17 protein-coding genes are annotated in these 16,382 nt (G+C 66.8%); 4 read left to right on the top strand and 13 right to left on the bottom strand.

The annotated features are described in order from the left end of the window. Positions 1-24: 24 nt before the first annotated feature. From AC1DXI_RS09005 to AC1DXI_RS08990, 4 genes are all read right to left on the bottom strand, one after another. A complete protein-coding gene (locus AC1DXI_RS09005; RefSeq protein WP_476938294.1) occupies positions 25-387 on the bottom strand; it encodes a nuclear transport factor 2 family protein in 363 nt (120 codons plus the stop codon). After that, entirely contained in the window at positions 384-1,412 is a 1,029-nt protein-coding gene (locus AC1DXI_RS09000; RefSeq protein ID WP_476938293.1) for an aldo/keto reductase, read from the bottom strand. The genes AC1DXI_RS09005 and AC1DXI_RS09000 overlap by 4 nt, the downstream gene beginning before the upstream one ends. Before the next feature lie 18 nt (positions 1,413-1,430). Next, a complete protein-coding gene (locus AC1DXI_RS08995) occupies positions 1,431-2,312 on the bottom strand; it encodes an aldo/keto reductase (RefSeq protein WP_476938292.1) in 882 nt (293 codons plus the stop codon). Positions 2,313-2,390: 78 nt separating this feature from the next. Next, positions 2,391-2,633 carry a hypothetical protein gene (locus tag AC1DXI_RS08990; protein ID WP_476938291.1) on the bottom strand — a complete coding sequence of 81 codons (243 nt, stop codon included), beginning with the start codon at positions 2,631-2,633 and terminating at the stop codon, positions 2,391-2,393. 102 nt (positions 2,634-2,735) lie between these two features. Here AC1DXI_RS08990 and AC1DXI_RS08985 point away from each other — a divergent pair, with 102 nt between their 5' ends. After that, entirely contained in the window at positions 2,736-3,617 is an 882-nt protein-coding gene (locus tag AC1DXI_RS08985; protein ID WP_476859300.1) for a helix-turn-helix transcriptional regulator, read from the top strand. 41 nt (positions 3,618-3,658) lie between these two features. Here the strand turns inward: AC1DXI_RS08985 and gad are convergent, their stop codons facing one another. From gad to AC1DXI_RS08950, 7 genes are all read right to left on the bottom strand, one after another. Then, the gene (gene gad / locus AC1DXI_RS08980; RefSeq protein WP_476938290.1) at positions 3,659-5,038 is read right to left on the bottom strand and encodes a glutamate decarboxylase; all 1,380 of its coding nucleotides are present in this window, start codon (positions 5,036-5,038) and stop codon (positions 3,659-3,661) included. 31 nt (positions 5,039-5,069) lie between these two features. Beyond that, positions 5,070-5,771 carry a hypothetical protein gene (locus AC1DXI_RS08975; protein WP_476938289.1) on the bottom strand — a complete coding sequence of 234 codons (702 nt, stop codon included), beginning with the start codon at positions 5,769-5,771 and terminating at the stop codon, positions 5,070-5,072. Further along, on the bottom strand, positions 5,764-7,140 hold the full coding sequence (locus AC1DXI_RS08970) for a chloride channel protein (RefSeq protein WP_476938288.1): 1,377 nt from the start codon (positions 7,138-7,140) through the stop codon (positions 5,764-5,766). The genes AC1DXI_RS08975 and AC1DXI_RS08970 overlap by 8 nt, the downstream gene beginning before the upstream one ends. Positions 7,141-7,409: 269 nt before the next feature. Further along, complete coding sequence (locus AC1DXI_RS08965) at positions 7,410-8,270, bottom strand: DUF427 domain-containing protein (protein WP_476938287.1); 861 nt, start codon at positions 8,268-8,270, stop codon at positions 7,410-7,412. Between the two features lie 69 nt (positions 8,271-8,339). Next, the gene (locus AC1DXI_RS08960) at positions 8,340-8,945 is read right to left on the bottom strand and encodes a TetR/AcrR family transcriptional regulator (RefSeq protein ID WP_028276376.1); all 606 of its coding nucleotides are present in this window, start codon (positions 8,943-8,945) and stop codon (positions 8,340-8,342) included. A 31-nt stretch (positions 8,946-8,976) separates the two neighbouring features. Then, entirely contained in the window at positions 8,977-10,305 is a 1,329-nt protein-coding gene (gene paaK / locus AC1DXI_RS08955; RefSeq protein ID WP_476938286.1) for a phenylacetate--CoA ligase PaaK, read from the bottom strand. A 16-nt stretch (positions 10,306-10,321) separates the two neighbouring features. Beyond that, positions 10,322-10,864 carry a hotdog fold thioesterase gene (locus tag AC1DXI_RS08950; RefSeq protein ID WP_476938285.1) on the bottom strand — a complete coding sequence of 181 codons (543 nt, stop codon included), beginning with the start codon at positions 10,862-10,864 and terminating at the stop codon, positions 10,322-10,324. A 91-nt stretch (positions 10,865-10,955) separates the two neighbouring features. On the opposite strand from AC1DXI_RS08950, the gene pta reads away from it, so the two are divergent. Then, a complete protein-coding gene (gene pta / locus AC1DXI_RS08945; RefSeq protein ID WP_476938284.1) occupies positions 10,956-13,067 on the top strand; it encodes a phosphate acetyltransferase in 2,112 nt (703 codons plus the stop codon). Between the two features lie 31 nt (positions 13,068-13,098). On the opposite strand, the gene AC1DXI_RS08940 is transcribed toward pta, so the two are convergent. Continuing rightward, positions 13,099-13,392 (bottom strand): hypothetical protein, encoded by a 294-nt coding sequence (locus tag AC1DXI_RS08940; RefSeq protein ID WP_476938283.1) that lies wholly within the window; start codon positions 13,390-13,392, stop codon positions 13,099-13,101. Positions 13,393-13,609: 217 nt separating this feature from the next. On the opposite strand from AC1DXI_RS08940, the gene AC1DXI_RS08935 reads away from it, so the two are divergent. Both AC1DXI_RS08935 and AC1DXI_RS08930 read left to right on the top strand, forming a co-directional pair. Next, positions 13,610-14,779: an acetate kinase gene (locus tag AC1DXI_RS08935; RefSeq protein ID WP_476938282.1), complete on the top strand. Its 1,170-nt coding sequence runs from the start codon at positions 13,610-13,612 to the stop codon at positions 14,777-14,779. Positions 14,780-14,821: 42 nt separating this feature from the next. Further along, positions 14,822-15,403, top strand: a complete 582-nt coding sequence (locus AC1DXI_RS08930; protein ID WP_476938281.1) for a GNAT family N-acetyltransferase — start codon at positions 14,822-14,824, stop codon at positions 15,401-15,403. Positions 15,404-15,597: 194 nt separating this feature from the next. Here AC1DXI_RS08930 and AC1DXI_RS08925 read toward each other — a convergent pair whose 3' ends face one another. Then, positions 15,598-16,224, bottom strand: a complete 627-nt coding sequence (locus AC1DXI_RS08925) for a dihydrofolate reductase family protein (protein WP_476938280.1) — start codon at positions 16,222-16,224, stop codon at positions 15,598-15,600. Positions 16,225-16,382 lie beyond the last annotated feature (158 nt).

The raw sequence follows: 16,382 nt of genomic DNA, 5'->3' as shown, positions 1-16,382 counted from the left end.
GGACGGGCTGGCGGTGTCCAGCAGTTACCAGGTTGATGCGACCGTGCGTGCTATGACCCAGCCGTCGCCGCGGGGCTCGAACCAGGAACGCAGCGTCAGGCGCCACGTGGACCGGGATCCCCAGATCGTGGCGTCGGAGAGTGTGCGGGCAGTCAAACCGGGAGTGGTCCCCTCCGCGTTGAGGGTGGCCTCGACTGTTTCCATCCGGTGGTACTGCATCTGGCCGGATTCGAGGGCGTCCAACCATTCCGCCTTCGACTGCACATATCCGGTCATGTGCGTCAGCGTGAAGTCGTCGGCGAGGATGCTGTCCAGCTCCGCCAGGTCCCCGGCGACCATCGCATCGCACAGGGCTTCATGCAGGGCCTCTACTGCCGCGGCGGTCACGGGGTCGTCCGACGCCGTGACTGCGCCGTGAGTGCGTGGGCTCCGTAGCTGTTGTCCTCGGGGTTGACGGTAACGCCGGGTGCGACGAGCTGGTCGATGCGGTCCAGCACGTCGGCAGACAGAGTGATGTCGGCGGCTGGCAGGTAGGACTCGAGCTGTTCCATGGTGCGCGGTCCCACGATGGCGGCCGTGACGGCGGGGTGGTTGATCACGAACCCGATGGCCAGTTCGATGAGCGTCAGCCCGGCTTGTTCAGCGAGGCGGGCGAGTTCTTCGACGATGTCGAGCTTGCTCTGGTTGGCCGGGCTCGTCATGTCGAACCGGGCGTTCGGGCGCGCGGTTGAGGTGGGCGCGGAGGCTGCATTTTTACGCCAGCGCCCGGAGAGCCAGCCGCCGCTGAGCGGGCTGTAGGTGAGGGTTCCCATGCCGTGGCGTTGCACCGTGGGAAGGATGTCCTCCTCGATGCCGCGGACCAGGATCGAGTACGGCGGCTGCTCGGTGACAAACCGCTCCAGGTTGCGTTCCCGGGATGCCCACTGGGCTTCCACGATCTGCGACCCGGAATACGACGAGGAGCCGATGTACCGCACCTTCCCCTGGCGGACCAGATCAGTGAGGGCGCCGAGAGTCTCCTCGACGTCGGTATCCGGGCTGGGCCGGTGCACCTGGTAGAGGTCGATGTAGTCGGTGTTCAAGCGGCGTAGGGAGTCTTGCACCGCCCGCATGATCCAGCGGCGGGATCCACCCCGCTGGTTGGGATCGTCTTCGCTCATGGGCATGAAGAACTTCGTGGCGAGGAACACGTCCTCACGCCGGCCCTCCAGTGCCTGCCCGACGATTTCCTCGGATGCCCCGCCGGAGTAGACATCGGCGGTGTCGATGAAGTTAATGCCCGCGTCGAGGGCGCGGTGGATGATTCGAATGGAGTCCGCGGTGTCGTTGTTGCCCCAGGGGCCGAACATCATCGCGCCGAGGCATAGGGGACTGACCTGCACGCCTGTGCGGCCAAGGGGGCGATATTTCATGGGTGGCTTCTCTCTGTCTCAGGCTTCGGGGATGACCATGGCGAAACGCTCTTCGCGGGCCTCGTCGGGGTCCGGTCCGTTGCGAACGCCGGTGTCGAGGGCGTCGATGGCGGCGAGTTCGTCGGCGCCGAGTTCGAAGTCGAAGACGTCGAAGTTCTCGGCGATGCGTGCAGGGTTGGTCGACTTCGGGATGGCTGAGCGGCCCTGCTGCAGGTGCCAGCGGATCATGACCTGGGCGGGGCTCTTTCCGTGTGTTTGTCCGATGCCGGCGATCGTCGGGTCTTCCATCACGTTCCTGCGCTTCTCGCCCCATCCGGGGTAAAAAGTGATGCCGCCGATCGGTGACCACGCCTGGGTAAGGATGCCGTGTTCGGTGTCCGTTGCCTGGACGGCCGGCTGGGCGAAGTGCGGGTGCAGCTCAATCTGGTTCACCGCCGGGACGACGTCTGTGGCCGCCAGCAGCAGCTCCAGGTGGTGCGGCATGAAGTTGCTGACACCGATCGCCCGGACGCGCCCGTCAGCAAGCAGGGTCTCCAGGGCCTTGTACGCGCCGACGGTTCTTTCGAAGCGGTCGGGGGCGGGCTGATGCAGGATGAACAGGTCCAGGTAGTCGACGCCGAGCTTGCCTGTCGCCTTTTCCCAGGCGTGCAACGTCTGGTCGTAGCCGTAGTCGCTGACCCAGACTTTGGTCTCGATGAACACGTCGGAACGGTCCAGGCCCGAGTTGCGGATGCCCTCACCGACCTCCCGCTCGTTGCCGTACGCCGCGGCAGTGTCGATGTGCCGGTAGCCGGCCGCCAGCGCCGCTTCGACGGCCGCCGTCGTTTGCTCCGGCGCGCTTTGGAAGACGCCCAGTCCGAGGGCGGGCATCGTGACGCCGTTATTGAGAGTAAGTTCCATGTGCATGCCTTTCACGGTATTCAGGTGTGCGGGATTGTGGGAGGGCACGTGAGTACCCCCTTTTCGGATGTAGACAGGTCAGCGGGCGGCCTCGGCCAGGAGGTCGCCGGCCCGGGCGCCGAGAAGCAGCAGGCCGCCGAAGACCAGCGTGTACGCGTCCTGGACCCAGGAAAGCTCCCCGGTGCCCAGCTGGAGATCGGCCTGCAGGCTCGGCAGGGCCGTGAAGATGACCGAGTTGTCCAGCAGGATCATGAAGTAGCTGGCGAGGATGATCGCCAGGATCGCCGCCGGGTGGGCAGTAGTTGCGGGTGCAGGATTCATGTTTTCCATGGAACCGTGATTTCCCAATGGCGGGGAGTCACGGTCGTTCCGGGTAATGCCAGTGCCTCCCTCGTCGCATTGGCCGCGGGTAGCGTGGGGGCCATGACACACAGCGACGACGTGCGGAAGTTCCTGACCTCCCGCCGTGCCAGGATCACGCCGGAGGAGGCCGGCCTCCCTGTCTACGGCGGAAACCGCCGCGTTACCGGGCTGCGCCGCGAGGAAGTCGCGATGCTCGCCGGGATGAGCATCGATTACTACATACGCCTTGAGCGCGGAAACCTCTCCGGCGCCTCGGACAGCGTCCTTGAAGCCCTCTGCCGTGCACTGAAGCTTGACGACGCCGAGACGGCCCACCTTTTTGACCTGGCCCGCGCGGCCACGGCCGCTCCCCGGGTGCGGCGAAAGCGCAGCCCACAGACGGTGCGGCCGAGCGTGCAACGCGTCATTGATGCGATCACGACGGCGCCGGCCTGGGTCCGCAACGACCGCGGGGATGTCCTTGCCGCCAACGAACTCGGCCGTGCGCTCTACCTGGACATGATGGCTGAGCAGGTGACTCCGCCGAACAGTGCACGGTTCACCTTCCTGAACCCGAAAGCGCGGGAGTTCTTCGCCGATTGGGAACGCAGCGCGGACGACATCGTCGCGGTCCTGAGGTCCACCGCCGGGAAAAACCCCTACGACAGGGACCTCACGGACCTGATCGGAGAGCTTTCGACCCGCAGCGAGGAGTTCCGCACCCGGTGGGCGAGGCACGACGTGAAGTACCACCGCACCGGCCGCAAACGGCTCCACCACCCGATCGTGGGGGACCTGGACCTGAGCTTCGAAGCACTGGAACTGCCCGCGGACCCAGGACTGCGCATCAACGTCTACACGGCAGATCCCGGGACACCCTCCGAGGACGCCCTGAAAGTCCTCGCCAGCTGGGCCGCCACCCAGCGCGAAACGGCAGCGGCCGCAGTCAGGGAGAAGAAATGACCGGCCGTTCCTCCACCGTGCTCATTGTTGGCGCCACCCGGTCAATGCCCGGGTCCGGTGACGATCTTCTTGCGTTCGGATTCGTGCGCTCCGCCCTTCTTTGCCAGTGTTGAGCACGCCTCCTCGATATCCCGGGCGAGCGTGTCGACGTGCTCGCGGCTCATCGTTTCCTTGACAAGCGCACGCATGATCGTCACGTCCTGGGCGTTCGGCGGCAGGGTGTAGGCCGGCACCATCCAGCCGCGTTCGGCCGAGAGCTGCCAGGCAATGTCGAACTCGTCGTAACCGGGGTCGCCGGCGAGCCGGAACGCAACCAGGGGAAGCTGCTCCTCGTCGGGGCCGATGATCTCGAACCGGCCCATGGCCTCCAACTTCTCGGCGAGGGCGCGGGCGTTGGTCTGCATGTTCTGCATGATGTAGGTGTAGCCGGCGCGGCCATAGCGCACGAAGTTGTAGTACTGGGCGAGAACCATCGACGAGCCGGTGGAGAAGTTCAGGGTGAACGTCGAGTCGGTCTTGCCGAGGTAGTTCTCCTCAAAAACAAGGTCCTTGGCCAGGTCGGCCTTCTCCCGGAAGATCAGCCAGCCGATGCCGGGATAGACCAGTCCGAACTTGTGCCCGGAGACATTGATCGAGCGGACCTGCTCGAGCCGGAAGTCCCACTCGGAGTCCGGGTACAGGAAGGGCCAGACAAACCCCCCACTGGCCCCGTCCACGTGCAGCGGCACATCAAGGCCCCGCTCACCCTTGAGCCGGACCAGCAGGTCGTTGATGCCGACGATGTCGTCTTTGTGCCCGGTGAACGTCGTGCCCAGCACGGCTGCGACGCCGATGGTGTTCTCATCGATATGGGCCTGCACGTCCTCCGGGCCGATCGTGTACTTCCCCGGCTGCAGGGGCACGATCCGCGGCTCGACGTCGAAGTAGCGGCAGAACTTCTCCCACACAACATGCACGTCGCCGCCGAACACCAGGTTAGGGCTCGAGGTCGATGCGCCGGCGGCCTCGCGGCGTTTGCGCCAGTTCCACTTCAGGGACAGGCCGCCGAGCATGATCGCCTCGGACGATCCCTGGGTCCGGGCGCCCGTCGTCTCGCCGGGAGCGTGGAAAAGGTCTGCGAGCATCCGAATGCAGCGCTGCTCGATTTCGGCCGTGCGGGGATATTCGGCGTGGTCGATGAAATTGCGGTGCAGGTTCGCTGCGATGATCTGCTGGGCCTGCGGCTCCATCCATGTCGTTACGAAGGTCGCCAGGTTGCGGGCCGGATCACCCTCCAGCGCCAGGTCCTCCGACACCAGCCGCAAAGCGTCCTCAGCAGGAATGCCGGTCTCCGGGAACTCCCGGCTCGGAACCTCCTGGGTGACAAATCGGTTGCCGAACAGTGCCACGTCGGCGTCCGCCGGCTGGGAATTTATTGACATCACTTCTCCTAAAGAGACTGTTGAAAGGGGGTTACGGATGAGCTCCACGGCTTGCAGGAGACGAGGCGTCGGTGGATTCCGGACTCAGCATCAGAATCGCGCCGGTGAGGAAGCACAGGGCTCCCACGAGGGTGCCGAGATTGGACAGCTCGGCGTTCCAGACATCGCCGCTCGACGGTATGACGAAGGCCGCGACGGCCGAGATGCCGAACGCAACAGAGCCGGCCAGGTTGATCACACCGATCTTCCACCCCCGAGGCCGGGGCCGGCCGGCAATGACGCCGCGACCGGCATCCCGCAATGCCACACCGCTGGCAACGAGGAAGGCGACTGACCCCAGGGCATCGGGTCGCCACACCCGCTGCTCGGTCAGCGCCGCGCTGAGATTGTCCCGCACTGCGTTTCCCGTACTCCAGTTGAACCACAGCGTGCCGGCAAGTTGAACCGCGCAGGCGAGCCAGCCGAGATTCCGCGGCGCCCATACCCAAAACGAATGGCGCCGCGTGGCCCCCAGGGCCGGGAGCGCGTCAACGGCTTCGCGGTACTGCAGGAACGACGCAGAGGTGAAGAACAGCGAACCGACGAAGAAGGTGAGCGCACACAAGCGCAATCCCACGGCCTCGGCGTATGACGGCACCGCCCCCAGGGCGAACAGGCTCGAACCGATGATGAACAACCAGGCGATCCAGCGGTCCCGTACGGTCGAACGGACCGCGCTCGAGATCTCAGTCATGGTCGGCCCTTGAGGGAGCCCGATGGTGGACCCTGCCGGCGTCGCCAGGCGCCACGGGTGCTTTCGGGCCCGGGACCGGGAGCACGTTGGTGATCACGAAGGCCACCGCCACAGCCACCACCACCTGCGGTGTTACCGCCACACCGTCCACTCCCAGCAGCAGCGTGGCCAGCAGCGTCGACGTCAACGGCAGCCGCAGCATGGCTGCGCACATGGCTCCCATGCCCATGCCGAGTCCTGCCGCGAGATTCATTCCGGGCAACCCACTCGCGGCAATACCGAGCGCAGCACCGATGAACATCGACGGGAACACCGGCCCACCACGAAAGGCGCTCAGCGAGATCCCGTAGGCCAAGGCCTTACAAGCAATCAGCAGCAGGAGCACAGCAAGCGAGTAGTCCGTGGCGTGTTCGACCAGATCCGGAAGGGCGTCCTGCCCCGAGAACAAGACCTGCGTGAAGCTGTTCCCAGAGATCAACTGGTAGGCCATCGCGGCAAGACCGATCAGCAGGCCGAGCCCAGAGGTCACCAACACCCGGTTCAGGTGCACGAGCGGACGAAGCGAGAGCCCGACCCAGCGGATCAACCATCCCAACAGCGCGCCGACCGCGCCCATGACGACTGCCCAGCCCAGCGTCGCCAGGGTTGGCGGCACCGCAGGCGGCACGACGGGCAGCGCCAGCGAGAAGCTGCCCAGCCCGGTCCAGCCGTCCAGGCCGACGAATACCAGCGCCCCGACGCCGGATGCGAGCAGTCCGGGCAGGGCCATCAGGCTCAGCGTCATTCCCCCGATTCCGGCGGCCTCCATGATCAGGAATGCACCGAGCACGGGGGATCCGAGGAGGGTACTGATCGCTGCGAAGCTGCCGGCCGACGCCATGATCGTCAGGGCCATCGGCGGGGCGTCCTTCTTCGCCAGGTGCACCGCCAGCGCCCCGAGGCCGCCACCGATCGCGATCAGCGGCCCCTCCGGCCCGAGCACTGCACCGAGGCTGAGCGTGGTCAGCGCCGCGAGAATGATGCCCACGAGCTCCCGGCCGCTGGGCGGACCGCCGCCCGTCTTGAAGCCGAAAGCCGGTGAGTGGCCCCCGGTTCCCGGCAGATACCGGATGGTCAACGCCGTCAACAGCCCACACAGCACCAACCACGGAACAGGCCACCAGGCAGGAGCGGGACCCCCGAGGACTTGTTCCGGCAACCCGACGAAGATGTACTGCTGGACCGCCGCGACCAAAGCGAGAAAGCCGTACGCAATGACCGAGATGGGAACGCCCAGGACCGCTGCCAGCACGAGCGCAGAGATGTACGCCCTGGAACGAATTACGACGGCCGGATCGAAACTGGGCGGCGATGCTGCAGGCTCGCTCATTTTCGGCAACCCGGCGCGACTGTGACGATTCGGGTGACCCCGAATGTCCTTCTTCCAGCTCGGGGCGGCGTGCCCGGCCGGCAACACCGCGGGTCACCGGTGATCAACGGGCAGAACATCATCCCTCCTCCTTCCGCCAGACGGCGGGGAGCCTTTAGTGAGGTCTCACAAGCGATAGAGGTGGTCCTTCAGATGTTCTCCAAGCTAGCGCTTCCAGCCGGGGGCAGTCGTCACCCAATGCGGGTGAAAGAGAACAAAAGCGCTGCGGTTCACACCGCCGGTGCCCCGGGTCCGTCCGGGCGGGACCATGGCGTGACGGGGCGCTCCTGCCGGACGCCGTCCACCGTGATGTCCACTCTTTCATTGAAGAAACTGACAAGTCCGTGGATCTGGGCGGCGTCGAGGAACCGCCGGTCGTAGCTCCACGCGACGTTCCTGCCCCGCGCGGAACCCGGGTAGCTCCAGTAGCTCGCCTGGCCTTTGTACGGGCAGACGGTCCGCTTGGGGCTCTCCTCCATCAGATCCAGCCGCACATCCGACGGCGGAATGTAGTAGCGCGCCGGCAGCATGGTTTCGTAGAGCAGCTGCGCGCCGTTCGTCGTGGCGAGCGTTACGCCGTCGATCCCAACCTCAACGGTGAGCGAGGACGCCCGGATGTCCACGCGGTGGAACGGATCACGTGGATGGCCGATGATCTCCTCGTCGTCCTCGAGCCAGTCGAAAGCGGTGAAATCCAGCACCACATAGCCGGCGAGGTCGGGGTCCGCCGGCCGGAAGGCAGCGCGCGGCAGCCTCGCATGGGAGGTGACGACGTCGAGCTCCTCACCGGCCGCCGTGTGCCTGCCGAACGCCGTGCGCGGATCCAGTGCCGGCGGCCCCTCCCGGCCCATCCTGAAGCCGTGTTCCGGGACGTCGCCCGCCTGCCGCCCCGGCGGCGCGAGTAAGGCCCGGAGGTCACCTTCGGAAACGGCGTAGATGGGGGTGACGCGTTTCGGCTCCCACACCAGGAGCGCGCCCAGGGTGTCGACGACGGCCCGCCCGCCCGACATGGCACGGACCCTTTTTGCGGTGGGCTGATAACGCAAATCAGGGAACGTGCTGAAGAGGACATCAGAGATCTTCGTGGCCATGACTACAGGGTGGGCGTCCGTTATCCTGCCGTCAACGACTGGCCCGGCCACCTGCCGGCCGGCGGGCGGTCAGCGGGGGACGTGAAGGCCGTGGAACGCCATGGTGATGACGTCGTCGGCCAGCTTCTCCGGGGACAGCGAGCCGCCCGGCTTGTACCACTCGACGATCGAGTTGATAGTGCCGAACAGCAGCCGGGTGACGGTACGGGGGTCAATGTCCTGGCGGAGCGAGCCCTCATCCCGGGCCTCGGAAATCAGTGCGGCGACCTTGTGGTCGAAGGTGCGGCGCCGTTCCAGCGCATCCCGCTCGATCTCCGTGTTCCCGCGCAGGCGCAGCAGCAGCGTCACGAAGGGCAGCCGCTCCACCAGCACCGAGATGGTCTGGCGGACCACGAACTCCAGCCGGGCATCTGCCGACCCGGAAGTTGCCCCGGGCTGGTCCAGGATCGCCTCGAGCCCGCCCAGGGCGTGGTCCAGGGCGAGCTTCAGCAGGTCGCCCTTGGACGGTACGTGGTGATAGATCGCGGACTTGGAAATGCCCAGGTTCTCGGCGAGGATACCCATCGAGGTGGCATCGTAGCCGTGGCGGTTGAAGACGTCGACGGCGATGACCAGCACGGACTGCTGGTCATAGCCGGGGCGGCCGCGCTTGGTGGTGGTTGCTGTGCTGGGCATAGTGGCTAGTTTCTCACGATCGGGTGCTCATTCAGCCCTTGGGGCGCATGTCGTAGATCCGCCGCAGCTTGCCGTTGGACCGCTCCAAGGAGCCGGGCTCGACGACGTCGACTGTGCAGGAGGAGCCGACGTGGATCTTGATCTGCTGCTGCAGGACCTTGGCGGCGTCCGTGGCGCCCTTAACCGTGACGGCGTCGCGGCGCTCGATCTTCACGGTCAGCTGGTCCATGCGCTGTCCCTCGGGCCGGGTCAGCTCCAGCTGGAAGTGCGGGCTGAGCTCGGGGATGCGCAGGGCGATCTCCTCGATCTGGGACGGGAACAGGTTCACCCCGCGCAGGATGATCATGTCGTCGCTGCGGCCGGTGATGCGGCCCATGCGGCGGTGTGCCGGACGAGCGGTGCCCGGCAGCAGCCGGGTGAGGTCCTTGGTGCGGTACCGGATGATCGGCAGCGCTTCCTTGGTGAGCGAGGTGAAAACGAGCTCGCCCGGCTCGCCGTCGCCCAGCACTACCGTGGGGTCGAAGGCGTCGATGATCTCGGGCCGGAAGTGGTCCTCCCAGATGTGGCTGCCGTCCTGCGTTTCCACGGCTTCGCCGGCGACGCCCGGGCCCATGACCTCGGAGAGGCCGTAGATGTCGCAGGCCTTGAGGTTCATGGTCACCTCGAGCTCGTGCCGCATTTCCTCGGTCCACGGCTCGGCGCCCAGGACCGCGTACTTCAGGGAGGTGGAGGCCGGGTCGATGCCCTGCTTGATCATGGCGTCGGCAATCGTCAGCAGGTACGTGGGGGTGGCCAGGATGGCGTCGGGCTTGAAATCCTGGATGAGGGTGATCTGGCGCTCGGTCTGGCCGCCGGAGATCGGGATGACGGTGCAGCCGAGGGCCTCGGCGCCGGCGTGGGCGCCCATGCCGCCGGTGAACAGGCCGTAACCGTAGGCGTTATGGACCTTCATGCCGGGCCGGACGCCGGAGGCGCGCAGCGAGCGGGCCACAAGCTTGGCCCAGTCGGCGAGGTCCTTCTTTGTGTAGCCCACCACGGTGGCGCGGCCCGTGGTGCCGGAGCTGGCGTGGATCCGCGCGACCTCGTGCTGCGGCACGGCGAACATGCCGAAGGGGTACTCGAGGCGGAGGTCCTCCTTGGTGGTGAAGGGGAACTTGGCGAGGTCGGAGAGCTCACGCAAGTCCGTTGGGTGGACACCGGCCTCGTCGAACTTGCGCTTGTACAGGGGGACGCGGTCATAGGCGTAGGCCACCGTGTGCTGCAGGCGGCTGAGCTGAAGCGTCTCGAGCTCGTCACGGGAGATGGTCTCCTCGCGGTCCAGGACAGCGTCAGTTGTGGCGGCGGCAGTTTCTTGGGTCATCTGTGGGTCCCTGTTTCTATTTCTTGGAGATGGTGCGGCTGCGGCCGCGGAACTCGGCGATGAGTTCGCCCGCAGGGGTGGCGGGGTCCGCGGGGAGTTCGCCCGGGACCGTGGCGGTGGGAACCGATCCGGCGGGTGCCTGCTGCGGAGTGCCCGCGCCGGCGCCGGGATCGGCGGCGTAGATCTGGACGTCGTAGAGGCCGCTGCGCCCGGTGCTGGCGCGGCGGTTGGCGACGGCGGTCAGGACCTGGCCGCGGAAGGCCGGCTTGAGGAAGTTGATGTCGACGCCGGAGGCCACGGTGATGGTGCCGCTGTCGATCCCGGCTTCGCCGGGTTTCGCGCTGGCCGGGTTGCAGGCCAGCGCAAAGGCTGTATCGCCGAAGGCGAAGATCATTCCGCCGTGGGCCATGCCGAAGCCATTGAGCATTTCCTGCCGGAGCCTCATCCGGATCGTGGCATGTCCGTCGTCCAGTGCGAGAACTTCGATGCCCATCCATTCGGAGGCATAGTCGTCCTTCAGGATTGGGTGGGTGTCACCGGAAATCGTCAGTTCAGCCATGCTTCGTTGCCTCCAGCTTTATTTACCGAATGTTCATTAGGTAATCCCATGTGGGTGCCCGCTGTCAAGGGGTGTAAGTATGCTGGGACGCATGGCCAAAGGAATCTATGTCAGCGCGACCACCCCGGGCTCCGGCAAGTCCCTCGTAGCGCTGGGCCTGGCGGACACCCTCCACCGGCACGCGGACCGGATCGGCTTCTTCAAGCCCGTGGTCAACGGCCCCGACGCCGCCTCGGACCCCATGGTGGCCGTCATGAAGTCCCGCTTCGGCCTGGACGACGACCGCTGCCGCGGCGGCCTGACCTTCGCCGAGGTCCGCAGCCTCCTGGCCGAAGGAAAGCGCGAGGAAATCAACTCCCGGTGCGTCGAAATCTTCGCCGACTTGTCCCAGCACTGCGACGTCGTGATCGTCGAGGGAACCGACCTGACCGGCCAGGACGCCGCCGTCGAGTTCGACCTCAACGCCCGGCTGGCCAACAACCTCGCCGCCCCCGTGGTGGCGGTGGTGGGCGCACGCGGCCTCACCGCACCGGAGGCCGCGGACGCCGTCGAGGTGGCGCGCAAGGAACTCCTCGCGGAACGCTGCGAGCTCCTGGCTATCATGGTCAACCGTGCCGACCCGGAAGACCTCGAAGCGATTGCCGCCGCCGTGAGGCCTGGCGCGTCCGGCCGGCCTGTCTACGTCTTCCCGGAATTGGATGACATCGCCCGGCCCACCACCGGAGAGGTCGCCTCGGCCCTGGGCCTCGGCCAGGTGGCCGGCCTTCCGGACCTGGAACGCGATGTCCGTTCGATCAAGGTCGCGGCGATGAACGTCGCCAACTTCCTGCACGTGCTCAACGACGGCGCGCTGGTGATCGTCCCCGGCGACCGGGCGGACGTGCTCGTGGCCTGCCTGGCGTCCTCGTTCTCGCCGGAGTTCCCTGTGCCGTCGGCCCTGATCCTCACCGGCGGCCTGGCCCCGGACCCGACCATCTACTCACTCCTGGCGCAGGCGCCCTTCCCGATCTTCGCTGCTCCCGACGACACCTATGTCACCGCCAAACGCGTCTCCGAGGTCCGGAGCGAAATCTGGTCCGGGCACCGCCGCAAGATCGCCTCCGCCCTGGGGCTCTGGGCCCGGCGGGTGGACGAGACCGAGCTCCTGGAGCGCCTGCACCTGCCCCGGCCGGAACGGATGACCCCGCTGCGGTTCCTGCATGAGCTCATCGGGCGGGCCCGATCCCAGCGCCGCCACATCGTCCTGCCGGAGGGCAAGGAACTGCGGATCCTGCGCGCCGCCGAGATCCTGCACCGCCGCGACGTCTGCGAACTCACCGTGCTCGGACGCGAGGCCGACGTCCGCGAGGTCGCAGCCACCCATGGCGTCGATCTCACCGGCATCAACATCGTGGATCCGGCCTCGTCCGAACTCCGGGGCGATTTCGCCCGCAAGTACGCGGAACTGCGCGCGCACAAGGGCGTGGACTTGGCCAAGGCCCTGGAGGTCATGCAGGACGAAAGCTACTTCGGCACCATGATGGTCCAGCTCGGCGTGGTGGACGGGATGGTCTCCGGAGCCGCCCACACCACGGCGCACACCATCCGCCCGGCACTGGAATTCGTGAAGACCCGGCCCGGCGTCAAGATCATCTCCTCCGTGTTCCTCATGCTCATGCCGGACCGGGTCCTGGTTTACGGCGACTGTGCCGTGAATCCTGAACCCAACGTGGAGCAGCTCGCGGACATTGCGCTGGCGTCAGCGGAAACGGCGGTGCAGTTCGGCGTCGAGCCGCGGGTCGCGATGCTCTCCTATTCCACGGGCGGCTCCGGCTCGGGCGGGGCCGTGGACCTGGTCCGGGAGGCCACCGAACTGGTGCGCCGCCGGCGCCCGGACCTCGCGGTGGAGGGGCCCATCCAGTACGACGCCGCCGTGGACGCCGCCATCGCTGCGTCCAAGATGCCGGGCTCGTCCGTGGCCGGGCAGGCAACCGTGTTCATCTTCCCGGACCTGAACACCGGCAACAACACCTACAAGGCTGTGCAGCAGTCCTCGGGTGCGGTCGCCGTCGGGCCGGTCCTGCAGGGCCTGCGCAAGCCGGTCAACGACCTCTCGCGCGGCTGCACGGTGGAGGACATCGTCAACACCGTGGCCATCACGGCCATCCAGGCCCAGTCCGTGGAGCCCGCTGCCGAGCCGGCACCCGCGGCTGCCAGCGCATAGCCAGCTGTTTCCCGGTCGGCTGTTTTCCGGCTCAGCTGTTTTCCGGCTCAGCCGGACTGTCGGGGTCTTCCTCCTTGGCAGGCTCATCGGCCAGGCCCGCCGGCGTGAGATCCAGGTCCTCCAGATTCTCGGGGGCCTCGGGTGCTTCCCCGACCTCGGCGGCCTTGAGCTTTCCTGTGTCGTCCAGGGCCGGGTTCGCGCCTACGACGCCGGTGGGATCCGGTTTACCGGAACCGCTGGCCGGTCCGGTGCCCTCCGGCTGGGTGCTGTCCGGTCCGGTGCTGTCCGGTCCGGTGCTGTCCGGCTGGGTCGCGTCGTCAGTCATGGAAATCCCCTTCGTGAGTTGTCCAGATGGTCCGCCGACTCTAGGCGCCCGGCCCGGCTTTCGCAACGGATTGCCGCCCTGGCGTTCCGGCAATTTGGTCCGGCAATTCCGTCCGGCAATTTATAGTGGATCCCACGGAGCGCTCGGCCAGGCTCCGGCGTGATGCCAGTTACGGCGCACCCCAGGGTAGCGTCGAAGCCAAGGCTTAGGAGGCCCCATGCTCGTGCTCGTCATCAACTCCGGCTCGTCCTCGCTCAAGTACCAGGTGCGCGACGTCGAGGCCGGCAACGTGCTCACCGAAGGCCTGGTCGAGAAGATCGGCATGGGTGCCGGCGGAGAGGGCGACGGCCAGATCGAGGGCCCGCGCGACCACGCCGAGGCGCTGGAACAGGTGGATGCGGCCATCCACGAAGCCTTGGGGGACCGAGTACTGGATGCCGTGGGCCACCGCGTGGTCCACGGCGGTGAGCGCTTCGCCGAACCGGTGCTGGTCAACAACGAGATCACCCGGGCCATTGAACGGCTGAACCCGCTCGCCCCGCTGCACAATCCCGCCAACGTCCTTGGCATCCGCGCGATCTCGAAGAAGTGGCCCGAACTGCCGCAGGTGGCCGTGTTCGACACCGCCTTCCACCGCACCCTGCCCGAGCACGCCTGGCGCTATGCGGTCCCGGACGAGCTCTACACGAACCACGGGATCCGCCGCTACGGGTTCCACGGCACCTCGCACGAATACGTTGCGCACCGGGCGGCGGCGCTGATGGATGTTCCGGTCGAGGAGTTCGACGCCGTGATCGCCCACCTGGGGAACGGCGCCTCGGTCACGGCCATCCGCGGAGGCCAGTCGATCGACACCTCCATGGGATTCACGCCCCTTGAGGGCCTCGTCATGGGCACCCGCTCCGGCGACCTCGATCCGTCCATCCTGGTCTTCCTGGGCCGGAACGGCTGGTCACCCGAGGACCTGGATTCGATGCTGAACCGGCAGTCCGGGCTCAAGGGCCTGGCCGGAAACAACGACATGCGCTCCGTGGTGGAGGCCGCGGAAGCCGGCGACGCCAAGGCGGCCATGGCCCTGGCGGTCGCGTCCTACCGGCTCGCGAAGTACATCGGCGGCTACCACGTGGCCGTTGGCGGCGCGAAGGCCCTCGTGTTCACGGCCGGGATCGGCGAGAACTCGCACCAGTTCCGGAACCTGGTGGCGCAGCGGCTCGGTGCTCTCGGCGTCGAGCTCGACGCCGGGCTGAACCGGGAGCGGTCCAGGGAACCCCGCGTCATTTCCACCCCGACGTCGGCCCTGCCGGTCCTGGTGGTTCCCACCGACGAGGAGCGGGCGATCGCAGAGGCAACGGCCGCCGTCGTCGCCCGGGCATCCGTTGCTCCGTAGCCGCCCTTGTGGCGGCTCAAAACGGCGCTTACGGAGCATTTGATGGGTAGCGTTGGAGATGTGACCGAACCCAAGCCCCTCCCTCCGCTGCCCATCCGCACTGAACGGCTGGTGCTGCGGCGCTTTGCAGCCGCCGACCTCGAAGCCTTCCACGCCTACCACTCGCTCCCGGAAACCGCCCGGTTCCTGCCCCGCGAGGCCAAGAGTTACACTCAGTCGATGGAAACGGTGGGACGGTACGCCAACTTCGAGTTCGAGAAGGAGGGCGACTGGGTGGCCCTGGCCATCGAGGCCCAGGATTCGCCCGGACTCCTCGGCGAGGTGGTGCTGAAATGGCTGGAAGGGTGCGGGCAGGCCGAGATCGGCTGGAGCCTGGCCCCGGAGGCGCGGGGCCGGGGCATCGCGAGTGAGGCCGCCCGGGCGCTGCTCAAGCTCGGCTTTGAGGACCTGGGCTTCCACCGCATCGACGCCAAGCTCGATGCCCTGAACACGGCCTCGGCGGCGCTCTGTGAACGGCTCGGCATGCGCCTGGAATCACGGCAGGTGGACAAATGGCACTACAAGGGCGAATGGGCCACGGAGGTGGTGTACGCCATCCTCGCGGACGAGTGGAAGGCCCGCTGACCGGGCCCCAACGGTTCGGGCAAGGCGAAGCGCCAATCTAACGGAACGCTGACCTAACGAGACACCGATCTGACGCAGATTGCCGGAATGAAGTCCTCATTCCGGCCATCTGCGTCAATTCGGACCCCAACGGTTCGGGCAAGTCCGCCTGGAGCCCTCTGGCGGGCGCTGTTGCCCGCCGCGTAGCGACAGGCTCAACCACGGGACGAACCAGGCTCATAGGTCCCGTACGTCGGAAGCCCTGCCGACTCGTAGACAAGAATCGCGAGTCCGCCCGGCGTCGCCTCGTTGCGGACCAAACGCAGGCCCGCCGGGGCGCCTCCCGTCGGGAACAGCCGCCTGCCGTTCCCTACCACCACCGGGGCGATCACCAGCCTCAGTTCGTCGATCAGCCCCGCGCCCAGAAGCGACTGGGCCAGCCGGGCACTCCCGTGGATCTGCAACTCCCGGCCCGGCTGCCTCTTCAACTCAGCGACCTGTGCGGGGACGTCGCCGGACAGGATTGTCGTCGGCGCCCAACCAGCCTGCGCCAGGGTCTGCGAAGCCACGTACTTCGGCAAACCATTCATCCTTTCAGAGAACGGATCATCAGGGTCCGTGATTCTCGGCCAGTCCCTCGCAAAGTTGACGTAGGTGCGGCGCCCGAACAGTAACGCGTCCGCCTGACCCAGCCAGTCCGCCGCCTGCTGGATGAATTCCCCGTCAAGGTGGGGGACGAACCAACCTCCTTGTGAGAAGCCGTCGCTGGTGTCCTCCTCGGGCGATCCAGGACCCTGCGCCACGCCGTCCAATGTGATGAACTCTGTCAGCGTTAGTCTCATCGTGGTGCCTCTCCGTGACGGGTGCCGGGTTCAACGGCCCGGGTTGGGCCTGGAATCACGGCAGGTGGGAAAGTGGCACAACAAGGACGAACGGGCCACGGAAATGGTGTACACCATCCTCGCGGATGAAGGGAAGGCCCGGCAGCACATATCCGGAG

It is taken from the genome of Arthrobacter sp. P1_H7 (assembly GCF_056405215.1).
This window is presented reverse-complemented; position numbering and strand designations above follow the sequence as displayed.